The sequence below is a fragment of the Salipiger sp. genome, assembly GCF_059781815.1.
Map to the genome: position 1 here is coordinate 1 of NZ_JBYNAH010000165.1, position 12,063 is coordinate 12,063.

11 protein-coding genes are annotated in these 12,063 nt (G+C 67.0%); 1 reads left to right on the forward strand and 10 read right to left on the reverse strand.

The genetic code is table 11. The features are described from left to right. Positions 1–87: 87 nt before the first annotated feature. The 8 genes from AC6RA4_RS17465 to AC6RA4_RS17500 all read right to left on the reverse strand — a co-directional run bounded on the left by AC6RA4_RS17465 (position 88) and on the right by AC6RA4_RS17500 (position 9,320). Complete coding sequence (locus AC6RA4_RS17465; RefSeq protein WP_500162534.1) at positions 88–507, reverse strand: ribulose bisphosphate carboxylase small subunit; 420 nt, start codon at positions 505–507, stop codon at positions 88–90. 80 nt (positions 508–587) lie between these two features. Beyond that, positions 588–2,051 carry a form I ribulose bisphosphate carboxylase large subunit gene (locus tag AC6RA4_RS17470; protein WP_500162536.1) on the reverse strand — a complete coding sequence of 488 codons (1,464 nt, stop codon included), beginning with the start codon at positions 2,049–2,051 and terminating at the stop codon, positions 588–590. Positions 2,052–2,089: 38 nt separating this feature from the next. Beyond that, positions 2,090–3,169 (reverse strand): class II fructose-bisphosphate aldolase, encoded by a 1,080-nt coding sequence (gene fba, locus AC6RA4_RS17475; protein WP_500162538.1) that lies wholly within the window; start codon positions 3,167–3,169, stop codon positions 2,090–2,092. Between the two features lie 13 nt (positions 3,170–3,182). Continuing rightward, complete coding sequence (locus tag AC6RA4_RS17480; protein WP_500162540.1) at positions 3,183–4,391, reverse strand: phosphoglycerate kinase; 1,209 nt, start codon at positions 4,389–4,391, stop codon at positions 3,183–3,185. After that, complete coding sequence (gene gap, locus AC6RA4_RS17485; protein WP_500162541.1) at positions 4,391–5,392, reverse strand: type I glyceraldehyde-3-phosphate dehydrogenase; 1,002 nt, start codon at positions 5,390–5,392, stop codon at positions 4,391–4,393. Before gap ends, AC6RA4_RS17480 begins: the two co-directional genes overlap by 1 nt. 17 nt (positions 5,393–5,409) lie before the next feature. Then, positions 5,410–7,395: a transketolase gene (gene tkt, locus AC6RA4_RS17490; RefSeq protein WP_500162543.1), complete on the reverse strand. Its 1,986-nt coding sequence runs from the start codon at positions 7,393–7,395 to the stop codon at positions 5,410–5,412. A 13-nt stretch (positions 7,396–7,408) separates the two neighbouring features. After that, on the reverse strand, positions 7,409–8,281 hold the full coding sequence (locus AC6RA4_RS17495) for a phosphoribulokinase (RefSeq protein ID WP_500162545.1): 873 nt from the start codon (positions 8,279–8,281) through the stop codon (positions 7,409–7,411). Positions 8,282–8,312: 31 nt separating this feature from the next. Next, positions 8,313–9,320: a class 1 fructose-bisphosphatase gene (locus tag AC6RA4_RS17500; RefSeq protein ID WP_500162547.1), complete on the reverse strand. Its 1,008-nt coding sequence runs from the start codon at positions 9,318–9,320 to the stop codon at positions 8,313–8,315. 100 nt (positions 9,321–9,420) lie between these two features. On the opposite strand from AC6RA4_RS17500, the gene cbbR reads away from it, so the two are divergent. After that, entirely contained in the window at positions 9,421–10,356 is a 936-nt protein-coding gene (gene cbbR, locus AC6RA4_RS17505; protein ID WP_500162549.1) for a LysR family regulator CbbR, read from the forward strand. Positions 10,357–10,424: 68 nt separating this feature from the next. Here the strand turns inward: cbbR and AC6RA4_RS17510 are convergent, their stop codons facing one another. Together AC6RA4_RS17510 and AC6RA4_RS17515 are read right to left on the reverse strand one after the other, a co-directional pair. After that, positions 10,425–11,738 carry a TRAP transporter large permease gene (locus tag AC6RA4_RS17510; protein WP_500162551.1) on the reverse strand — a complete coding sequence of 438 codons (1,314 nt, stop codon included), beginning with the start codon at positions 11,736–11,738 and terminating at the stop codon, positions 10,425–10,427. Position 11,739: 1 nt separating this feature from the next. Then, positions 11,740–12,063 (reverse strand): TRAP transporter small permease (locus tag AC6RA4_RS17515; RefSeq protein WP_500162552.1); only part of this gene is annotated, 324 nt, incomplete at its 5' end.

Below are 12,063 nucleotides of genomic sequence, written 5' to 3' on the forward strand. Positions count from 1 at the left end.
CCTGTCTTCTTCTGGCTGAAAATATCCTGCGGGGGGTCCGGGGGGCGCAAAGCCCCCCGGTCCGGCGCGCGTCAAGGCGCGCCAGGCTCAGGCGTAGCGCGCGCCCTCGGGCTCGCGCACGGCGTAGCTCTCGATGGTGTAGCGGATCTTGCGGCCCTCGCCCTCCTGCCGCACCACGCGGAAGCCCGGCTCCTCGGCGGGGCGGTTGACGATAAAGCTCATGCGGATCGATTCCCAGCCGGCGCTGGCGTCGAAGGCCAGCACGCGGATGTATTTCGAGCCGTGCTCCTTGCGGCACTCGTTGACCTCGAAGACCACCGCCGCGGCGTCGGGATTGTCGAACATCGGGTGGCCCCACATCTCCCAGTAGCTGTTCCGCGGGTGCGGATCGTCGGTGTATTCCACCGAGACCGCCCAGCCATTGTCGATGGCGTATTGCGCCTGGGTGCGGATGTCGTCGTCGGTGAGGTCCGGGAGAAAGCTGAACTGGCCCTGTCTCAGTCGCATGTCGTGTCCTTTCGGGTGATCGGGCTCATGGCCCGTGAAACGGTAAGGGGGAGGGGGCGCGGATGCGCCCCCGCGCGGGCTCACATCGAGACTTCCGGCGTCGGCGCGAAGTCCGGCGCGTCGGTCGAGGCGTAGTCGAAGGTGACGTCCTTCCAGGTGTCGAGCGCCTGCTTCAGCGGCGTGCAGGTGCGGGCCGCGTCGCGCAGGATGTCCTCGCCCTCGTTCCAGATGTCGCGCCCGGCGTTGCGGGCGAAGACCATCGCCTCGAGCGCCACGCGGTTGGCCGTGGCGCCGGCCTGGATGCCGTGCGGGTGGCCGATGGTGCCGCCGCCGAACTGCAGCACCACGTCCTCGCCGAGGTAGGTGAGCAGCTGGTGCATCTGGCCGGCATGGATGCCGCCCGAGGCCACCGGCATCATCTTGTTGAGCGAGGCCCAGTCCTGGTCGAAGAAGATGCCGTTCTCCAGCGCCATCGGGTTATATTCCTCGCGGAAGATGTCGTAATAGCCCTTGGTCGTCGCCGGATCGCCCTCGAGCTTGCCGACGACGGTGCCGGCATGCAGGTGGTCGACGCCGGCAAGGCGCATCCACTTGGCGATCACCCGGAACGACACCCCGTGCGAACGCTGGCGGGTGTAGGTCGAGTGGCCGGCGCGGTGCAGGTGCAGGATCATGTCGTTGTCACGCGCCCACTTGGCCATCGACTGGATCGCGGTGTAGCCGATCACCAGGTCGATCATGATGATCACCGAGCCCAGCGACTTGGCGAACTCGGCACGCTCGTACATCTCCTCCATGGTGGCGGCGGTGACGTTGAGATAGGTGCCCTTGACCTCGCCGGTGGCGGCGGAGGCGCGGTTCACCGCCTCCATGCAGTAGAGGAACCGGTCGCGCCAGTGCATGAAGGGCTGGCTGTTGATGTTCTCGTCATCCTTGGTGAAATCGAGCCCGCCCTTCAGCGCCTCATAGACCACCCGGCCATAGTTGCGCCCCGAGAGGCCGAGCTTGGGCTTCACCGTGGCGCCGAGCAGCGGGCGGCCATAGACGTTGAGGCGCTCGCGCTCGACCACGATGCCGGTCGCGGGGCCCTGGAAGGTCTTCACGTAGGCGGTGGGCAGGCGCATGTCCTCGAGGCGCAGCGCCTTCAGCGGCTTGAAGCCGAAGACGTTGCCGATGATCGAGGCGGTCAGGTTGGCGATCGAGCCGCCCTCGAACAGGTCGAGATCATAGGCGATATAGGCAAAGTACTCGCCCTCGCTGTTGGGCACCGGATCGACCCGGTAGGCCTTGGCGCGGTACTTGTCGCAGGCGGTGAGCCGGTCGGTCCAGACCACGGTCCAGGTCGCGGTAGAGCTCTCGCCGGCCACTGCGGCGGCGGCCTCGACCGCATCCACGCCATCCTGCGGGGTGATCCGGAACAGCGCGATGACGTCGGTGTCCTTGGGGGTGTAATCCGGCTCCCAGTAGCCCATCTGGGCATATTTCATCACGCCCGCGCTGTAGCGTTTCTTGGCGTCGGTCACGGTCTTGGCATCGTCCAGCATGGTTTTCTCCTCCTCTGGATGTCGTCTGTCAGGTGGCGTCAGGCGGCGTTGGCCGCGGCAATCTGCGGATCGAGCGCCCCGCTGGCGTAGCGGCTCGCCATGTCGTCGAGCGAGACGGGCTTGATCTTCGAAGCCTGCCCGGCGGTGCCGAAGCGCTCGAACCGGTCGCGGCAGAGCGCGCGCAGCTCCTCCATCGCGGGCGCGTTGAACTTGCGCGGGTCGAACTCCTCGGGCTTTTCCTGCGCGATCCGGCGGTACTGGCCGGTCATCGCCATGCGGCAGTCGGTGTCGATATTGACCTTGCGCACGCCCATGCGGATGCCGCGCTCGATTTCCTCGACCGGCACGCCGTAGGTCTGCGGCATGTGCCCGCCATTGGCGTTGATCAGGTCCTGCAGCGCCTGCGGCACCGAGCTCGAGCCGTGCATCACCAGATGGGTGTTGGGCAGCTTCTCGTTGATCCGGCGGATGGTCTCCATCGACAGGATGTCGCCGTCGGGCTTGCGTGTGAACTTGTAGGCGCCGTGCGAGGTGCCGCAGGCGATGGCCAGCGCGTCGCACTTGGTGGCCATGACGAAATCGACCGCCTGATCGGGATCGGTCAGAAGCTGGTCGTGGCTGAGCTTGCCCTCGGCGCCCGAGCCGTCCTCGGCGGCGGCCTCGCCGGTCTCGAGGCTACCCAGCACACCAAGCTCGCCCTCGACCGAGGCGCCGACCGCGTGGGCGGCCTTGGTGACGCGGCGGGTGATCTCGACATTGTACTCGTAGGAGGCGGGGGTCTTCATGTCCTCCTCGAGCGAGCCGTCCATCATGACGCTGGTAAAGCCGTGGCGGATCGCCGAGAGGCAGGTGGCGTCGTTGTTGCCGTGGTCCTGATGCATAACGATGTGGTTGGACGGGAACATCTCGGCCAGCGCCTGCACCATGTGGCGAAGCATGATGTCGCCGGCATAGCTCCGAGCCCCGCGCGAGGCCTGCAGGATGACCGGCGCGTCGCAGGCCTCGGCCGCCTCCATGATGGCGAGGCCCTGCTCCATGTTGTTGATGTTGAAGGCGGGCACGCCGTAGCCGTTCTCGGCCGCGTGATCTAGCAATTGTCTCAGCGTTATCAGTGCCATGGTCGGTCCTCCCTCAGGCCGCTTGCTTGGGCGCGCAAAGCGCCGCGATGCCGGGCAGCGTCTTGCCTTCCAGCCATTCCAGGAATGCCCCACCTGCGGTGGAGACATAGGTGAAGTCGTCGGTGACCCCGGCTGCGTTGAGCGCCGCGACGGTGTCGCCGCCGCCCGCCACGGTGACCGCGCGGCTCTCGAAGCTGAGCGCCGCCGCCTTGCGCGCCACCGCCACGGTGGCGGCGTCGAAGGGCGGGATCTCGAACGCGCCGAGCGGGCCGTTCCAGAGGATGGTGTGGGCGTGGTTGAGCCGCGCCATGAAGGCCTCGGCCGATTGCGGCCCGGCATCGAGGATCATCGCGTCGGCCGGGCACTGGTCGGCGGGCACCGTCTCGCAGGGGGCGCCGGCGGCGAACTCGCGGGCGACGACCACGTCCTCGGGCAGCAGGATCTCGCAGCCCGCGGCCTCGGCCAGCGTCTCGATCTGGCGCACGGTGGCGACCTGATCGGCCTCGTGCAGCGATTTCCCCATCCGGTAGCCACGGGCATAGAGGAAGGTGTTGGCCATGCCGCCGCCGATGATCACCGCGTCGAGCTTGCCGACGAGGTTCTTCAGCACCGAGATCTTGGTCGAGACCTTGGCGCCGCCGACCAGCGCCACCGAGGGGCGCTCGGGCGCCTCGAGCGCCTGGGTCAGCGCGGTCATCTCCTCGACCAGCAGTGGGCCGGCATAGGCGGGCAAGAGCCCGGCGACGGCGGCGGTGGAGGAATGCGCCCGGTGGGCGCAGGAGAAGGCGTCGTTGACATAGAGATCGCCCAGCCGCGCCAGCTCGGCGGCGAAGACCGGATCGTTGGCGGTCTCGCCGGGGTTGTAGCGCAGGTTCTCGCAGAGCAGCACCTCGCCGTCGCGCAGCTGCTGCGACAGCAGCACGGCGCTGTCGGTGGCGCAGTTGTCGGAGAACCGCACCGGCACGCCGAGCGCCTCGGAAAGCGCCGGGCGCAGCTTGTCGACCGAGAAGGACGGGTCGAGCTCGTTGGGCCTGGGGCGGCCGAAATGGGTCAGGATGACCAGCCGGGCGCCTTTGGCCAGCAGCGGCTTCATGCCCTCGGCAAAGCGGGTGATGCGGGTGGCGTCGGAGACCCGGCCGCCCTCCATCGGCACGTTCAGGTCGGCGCGCACCAGCAGGCGCTTGCCCGCGACCTCTGCCTCGGTGATCGGGGTGACGCGCATCACAGCAGCCCTCCCATCGCGACGGCGGTGTCGGCCATGCGGTTCGAGAAACCCCACTCGTTGTCATACCACGACAGGATGCGGACCATGCGGCCGTCCATCACCTTGGTCTGGTCCATGTGGAAGACCGAGGAATGCGGGTTGTGGTTGAAGTCGATCGAGACGTTGGGGGCGTCGGTATAGCCGAGAATGCCCTTGAGCGGCCCGTCCGCGGCGGCGCGGATCGTGGCGTTGACCTCGTCGACCGAGGTGTCCTTCGCCGCCTCGAAGACAAGATCGACCACCGAGACGTTGGGCGTCGGCACCCGGATCGCCACGCCGTCGAGCTTGCCGTTAAGCTCGGGCAGGACGAGGCCCACGGCCTTGGCGGCGCCAGTGGAGGTGGGGATCATCGACTGCGCCGCGGCGCGGGCGCGGTAGAGATCGGAATGCATGGTGTCGAGCGTCGGCTGGTCGCCGGTGTAGCTGTGGATCGTGGTCATGAAGCCCTTCTCGATGCCGATGGCGTCGTTCAGCGCCTTGGCCACCGGCGAGAGGCAGTTGGTGGTGCAGGACGCGTTCGAGACCACGAGGTCTTCGGCGGTCAGCGTGTCGTGGTTGACGCCGTAGACGATGGTCTTGTCGGCGCCTGCCGCCGGGGCCGAGACCAGCACCCGCTTGGAGCCGTTCTTCAGGTGCAGCGCCGCCTTGTCGCGGGCGGTGAAGATGCCGGTGCATTCCAGCGCGATATCGACATCGCCCCAGGGCAGGGCGGCGGGATCGCGCTCGGCGGTGACCTTGATCGGGCCGCGGCCCAGATCGATGCTGTTGCCCGAGACCGTGACCTCGCCGGGGAAGCGCCCGTGCACGCTGTCATAGCGCAGCAGGTGGGCGTTGGTCTCGACCGGGCCGAGATCGTTGATGGCGATCACCTCGATATCGGTGCGGCCCGATTCCGCGATGGCGCGGAGCACATTTCGCCCGATACGGCCGAAGCCGTTTATCGCAACCGTGACAGTCATTGATGTCCCTTTGTCTTTTATTTCAGGTCTTTGGCGAGGCCGGCAACGGCCTCTGCGGTGATGCCGAAATGGCGGTAGAGGTCACTTGCCGGGGCCGAGGCGCCAAAGCCGGTCATCCCGACAAAGCCGTCCTCGGGCCGCAGCATCAGATCCCAGCCCTGCCGGATGGCGGCCTCGATGCCGATGCGCGGGGCGTCGCCCAGCACCGCGGCGCGGGCCTCGGGCGTTGCCTCTGCGAAAAGCTCGAAGCAGGGGGCCGAGACCACGGCGGCGCTGATGCCCTCGGCCTCCAGCAGGTCGGCGGCGGCAAGCGCGATCTCGACCTCGGAGCCGGTGGCGATCAGGGTCACGTCGCGCCGGGCGTGTTCACGCAGCACATAGGCGCCGCGGGCGGTGAGATTGGTGTCGGTGTGGCGGGTGCGCGCCGTGGGCAGCCCCTGACGCGACAGCGCAAGCGTGCTCGGGCGGTCGGTCTCGGTCATGGCGATCTGCCAGGCCTCGGCGGTCTCGACCGCGTCGGCGGGGCGGAACACGAGGTGGTTGGGCATGGCGCGCAGGGAGGCGATGGTCTCGACCGGCTGGTGGGTCGGGCCATCTTCGCCGAGGCCGATGCTGTCATGGGTCATGACATAGACCACCGGGACCCCCATCAGCGACGACAGCCGCATCGCGGGCCGGCAGTAATCGGCGAAGGCAAGGAAGGTGCCGCCGTAGGGCTTCAGCCCGCCATGCAGCGCAATGCCGTTCATCGCCGCCGCCATGCCATGCTCGCGGATGCCGTAATGGATGTAGCTGCCGGCATAATCGCCCGGTGTCACCGGGCTTTGCCCCTTGGTTTTCGTGTTGTTCGAGCCGGTGAGGTCGGCAGAGCCGCCGACGGTGTTGGGCAGGGTGCCGTTGACCACCTCGAGCGCCATTTCGCTGGCCTTGCGGGTCGCGACCTTGGGGGCATCGGTCGAGAGCCGGTGCTTGTAGGCGCAGATCGCCGCCTCGAGCGCCGTCTTGTCCGCCGGGCCATGGGCGGCGCGGAAGGCATCGGCGTTGGGGCTGTCGAAGAGGCGCCGGCTCCACTCGGCGCGGGCGGAGGCGCCGCGCGCCGCCACCGCGCGCCAGCCGTCGCGGACCTCGGCGGGGATCTCGAACGGCGCGTGCGGCCAGCCGAGCGCCTCGCGGGTGGCGGCGATCTCGTCGGCGCCGAGCGGCGAGCCGTGCACGTTGTGCGTGCCCTGCATGTTCGGAGCGCCGAAGCCGATGATCGTCTTGCAGGCGATCAGGGAGGGTCTGGCTTCGGCGCGGGCCGCCTCGATGGCGGCGGCAACGGCATCCTTGTCGTGCCCGTCGACGGCCTGCACGTGCCAGCCTGCGGCCGTGAACCGTGCTTTCTGGTCGGTGGAGGTAGAGAGGTCCGTCCCGCCGTCGATGGTTATGCCGTTGTCGTCCCAGAAAACGATGAGCCGCGACAGCTGCAGGTGCCCGGCAAGGTCGATCGCCTCGTGGCTGATGCCCTCCATCAGGCAGCCGTCGCCGGCAATGACATAGGTGAAGTGATCGACCAGCGCGTCGCCGAAGCGGGCGTTCATCATGCGCTCGGCCAGAGCCATGCCGACCGCGGTCGAAATGCCCTGACCGAGCGGTCCCGTGGTGGTCTCGATGCCCTTGGCGTGGCCGTATTCGGGGTGCCCCGCGGTGCGGCTGCCAAGCTGGCGGAAGCGCTTGAGCTGCTCGATGGGCATGTCGTCATAGCCCAGCAGGTGGTTGATCGCGTAGACCAGCATCGAGCCGTGCCCGGCGCTCATCACGAAGCGGTCGCGGTCGGGCCAGCTGTGGTCCCTCGGGTCGACGCTCATGAAGCGGTTGAACAGCACGGTGGCGACGTCGGCCATGCCCATCGGCGCGCCGGGATGGCCCGAGTTCGCCGCCTGCACCGCATCCATGGCAAGGGCGCGGATGGCGTTGGCCATGAGGTCTTCGGTGGTGGTGGGGATCGCTTGCTGAATGGTCATCGAAAGGGCTCCTTCAGGCACGCTTGGATTCATGGACGAGGCGCTGGACCATCGGCGTGAAGATCAGCTGCATGGCGAGATCCATCTTGCCGCCCGGGATGACGATCGAGTTGGCCCGGCTCATCCACGAGTTCTGGATCATCGAGGTCAGGTAGGGGAAATCGATGCCCCGCGGGTTCTTGAAGCGGATCACCACGAGGCTCTCGTCGGCGGTGGGGATCCAGCGGGCGATGAACGGGTCTGACGTGTCGACCACCGGCACGCGCTGGAAATTGACATCGGTTTCAACGAATTGCGGGCAGATGCAGTGCACGTAGGCGTGCATCCGGCGCAGGATGGTGTCGGTCACCGCCTCGGTGGTGTAGCCGCGGCTGGCCTTGTCGCGGTGGATCTTCTGGATCCACTCGAGATTGATCACCGGCACCACGCCGATCTTCAGATCGGCCAGTGCCGAGAGGTTGACCTCGTCATTCTTCACCGCGCCGTGCAGGCCTTCGTAGAACAGCAGGTCGCTGTCATCGGCAAAGGGCTTCCAGTCGGTGAAATGGCCCGGCGGGGTGCCGTGGCGCTCGGCTTCCTTGTCGTCGTGGATGTAGTGGCGGGTGCGGCCGGTGCCGGTTTCGCCATAGGTGCGGAAGATGCTCTCGAGCTCGCCGAGCTCGTTGGCATCGTAGGAGAAATGCGAGAACGTCTCGTCGCCGGCGGCCTTGCGGCCTTCGAGCTCGGCCTTCATGTCGGCGCGGTTGAAGCGGTGGAAGGCGTCGCCTTCGATCGACACGGCGCTGATGCCCTCGCGGCGGAAGATCTGGTCGAAGGTGGCCTTGACCGTGGTGGTTCCCGCGCCCGAGGAGCCGGTGACCGAGATGATGGGGTGTTTCTTGCTCATGGATTCTTCCTGGGGGCTTCCCTGACGGGTCTCAGACGCGGAACAGGCCGCGGTGGCCGAAGAGGGCGGAGACTTCCTGCTCGGGCAGGTCGTGATAGGCGGTGACGCGGTCGACCTTGGTGGCCGAACCGAAGACAAAGGGCGTGCGGGCGTGCAGGCTCGCGGGCGTCTTGTCGAGGATGCGGGTGGTGGCGTCGGTGGCGCGGCCCTGCGCCTGCTCGACCAGCATCGCGATGGGGGCGCATTCGTAGACCATGCGCAGGCGGCCGTCGGCATAGCCGGGGCGGTCGTCGCGCGGGTAGAGGAACAGCCCGCCGCGAACGAGGATGCGGTGGGTCTCGGCCACCAGCGAGGCGATCCAGCGCATGTTGAAGTTCTTGGCACGCGGCCCCTCGCTGCCGGCGAGGCAGTCGTCGATATAGGCGCGCACGGGCTTGGACCAGTGCCGGTAGTTCGAGGCGTTGATGGCGAACTCGGTGCTCTCGTCCGAGATCGTCAGGCGGCTGTTGACCAGCGTGAAGAGCCCGCTCTCGGGGTCGAGCACGTAGTCCTGCACGCCGTCGCCGAAGGTGACGAGCATCATGCATTGCGGGCCGTAGATGATGTAGCCGGCGGCGATCTGCTCGTGGCCCGGACGCAGGAAGCTCGCCTCGCCGGTCTCGCCGGCCGCGCGGATCGAGAAGATCGTGCCGATCGACACGTTGGTCTCGATGTTGGACGAGCCGTCGAGCGGGTCGATGGCCAGCGCCAGCCGGCCGGACTGGTCGATCTCGATGACGCGGTCCTGCTCTTCCGAGGCGTACCAGCGGATGCCGGTGCCGCGCAGCGCCGCGGCAAAGGCCGCATCCGCCATCACGTCGAGCGCCTTCTGCTGGTCGCCATCGGCATTGTCGCCGACGGCGGCGGCCAGCTGGCCGGCGAGCGGGCCGCGGGCGATGTGCCGGGCGAGATCGAGGCCGACCCGGCCGAGCGCCTCCATGGCGGGTCGCAGACGGGCCGGGATCGGCGCATCGGCGGAATAGGGGTTCCTGTCGGTCATCAAGGCCTCCTCCTCCTCGACGGGTGACTGAGACTTGATCTTCCCGATTGGTGCTTGTTAGAAAATTTAAAACTTCTGATCCCGTTTTAGGAAAAGCTGAATGCGCAGATTGGCCTCGCTGACCTTCAAACAGCTCCGCGCTCTGGAAGCCGTTGAAAGAACAGGATCAATTTCCCGTGCGGCAGAGGAGCTCGGGCTCAGCGCCCCGGCGGTGCATAGCCAGCTCAAGGCGCTGGAGCAGACCTTTGGCTGTGCCATGCTGTCGCGGGAGGGGGCGGGGCCGTTCGCGGCAACGCCCGAGGGCGCGGCGCTTTTGCTCGCGCATGAGCGTGCCGATGCGGGGTTCCGGCTCGCATTGCGCCGAATCGATGCGTTGCAGAAGGGGATGGCCGGGACGGTCGTGCTGGGGGTGGTCTCGACGGGGAAGTACTTTGCGCCGGGCATCGTGGCGCGGCTGCGCAAGGCCTGCCCCGAGATCGAGGTGCTGCTGCAGATCGGCAACCGCGACGCCATCATCACCGCGCTGCAGGACGGCTCACTCGATCTGGCGATCATGGGCCGCCCCCCGCGCGAACCGGTGCTCGACGCGCTGTCGCTTGGCGATCATCCGCATGTGCTGATCGCGCCGCCGGATCACCCGCTGGTGGGGGCCTCCGAGATCACCCCGGATGACCTGCTGAAGGAGACCATCCTGATGCGCGAGCAGGGCTCGGGCACGCGCATCCTCGCGACTCGGTTCCTCGACCGGATCGGCGAGGGCAAGACCTATGAGCGGGCCGAGATGGGCACCAACGAGACCATCAAGCAGGCGGTGATCGCGGGGCTCGGGCTGGCGCTGATCTCGTATCACACGGTGGTGGAGGAGCTGCGCAGCGGGCGGCTGGTGACGCTGGATCTGCCGGGGTTGCCGATCATGCGGCACTGGTTCCTGCTGCATCCGGCCGAGGCGCCGCTCAGCGGGGCGGCGCGCACGGTCTGGCAGTTCATCGCGACTGAGAAGGACAGCTTCCTGCCGCACTGGCCGCCGGAGGGGTGACCCCCAAGATTTTTCGTACGAAAAATCTTGGGGTCAAGAATTTTAGCTAAAATTCTTGGGCGCGCCGCTCAGCCGGCGGGCCCTTTGCGGATGTTGTCGGGCAGCCACGTAGCAAGCTCCGGGAAGGCGATCAGCACGAAGACCATCACCACCATGATCAGGAACATCGGGATCGCCGCCTTGGCGATGAAGTTCATCTCGTGGCCGGTCATGCCCTGCAGCACGAAGAGGTTGAAGCCGATGGGCGGCGTGATCTGCGCCATCTCGACCACCACCACGATGAAGATGCCGAACCAGATGATGTCGATGCCCTGCGCCCGGATCATCGGCTCGACCACCGCCATGGTGAGCACCACCGAGGAGATGCCGTCGAGGAACATGCCGAGGATGATGTAGAACACCAGAAGCGCCATCAGCAGTTCGAATTTCGACAGGTTCCAGCTGGCGATCAGGTCGGCAAGACCGCGAGGGATGCCGGTGAAACCCATCGACAGCGACAGGAACGAGGCGCCGGCGAGGATCAGCGCGATCATCGCCGAGGTGCGCACCGCGCCCATCAGGCTCTCGCTGAAGCTCGACCAGCTCAGCGAGCCTTGCGTCGCGGCGAGGATCAGCGAACCGATGACTCCGAAGGCGGCGGCTTCGGTGGCGGTGGCGATGCCCATGTACATGGAGCCGATCACCACGAGGATCAGGCAGATCACCGGGATCAGGAAGCGCGAGTTCTTGAGCTTTTCGACGAAGCTCATCTTCGGCTCGGGATCGGGGTTGAAGCCCTTCGAGACGAAGGACATCACCGCCACGTAGCCCATGAACATCAGCGCCAGCACGAGCCCGGGGAAGACGCCCGCCATGAAGAGCTTGGTGACGCTCTCGTTGATCGTCACGCCATAGACGATGAGCGTCAGCGAGGGCGGGATCATCAGGCCGAGCGTGGCCGCGCCGGCAAGCGTGCCGATCACCATGGTCTCGGGGTAGTTGCGCTTGCGCAGCTCGGGGATCGACATCTTGCCCACCGTGGTCAGCGTCGCCGCCGAGGAGCCCGAGACCGCGGCAAACACCGTGCAGCCGACGATGTTGGTGTGCACCAGCCCGCCCGGCAGGCGCGCCATCCAAGGGCTGAGGCCGCGGAACATGTCTTCCGACAATCGGGTTCGATAGAGGATCTCGCCCATCCAGATGAACAGCGGCAGCGCGGTCAGTGTCCAGCTCGAGGAGGAGGCCCAGACCTTGGTGATCATGGCGTCGCCCGCGGGGCGCGAGGTGAAGAGCTCCATGCCGACATAGGCCACGCCCATGAGCGCGAGGCCGACCCAGACGCCGGAGCCCAGCAGCAGGAACAGCACGAAGAGGAAGATGGCGATGGGGATCATCTGTTCCATGTCATTCTCCCTGGCTCTGGTCGACAAGATCGGTGGTGATGCCGTGCGACCCGGTGAAGATCAGCCGCACGAGGTGATCCCAGAAGGCGATGGCCAGCAGCACCGTGCCGATCGACATCGAGAGCTGCGGGATCCAGATCGGGGTGGCGTCGAGCCCTTGGCTGAGCTCGTTCCAGCGGTGCGAGATCTGGTTGCCGCGGATGGCGTACCAGGCGAACCAGGTCGAGATCGCGGTGCCCATGCCAAAGCACCAGATCTCGCCCCACCAGCGGAACCGCCCGAGAGCCGAGAGAAACAGCGACACCCGGATATGGGCGCCGTGGTT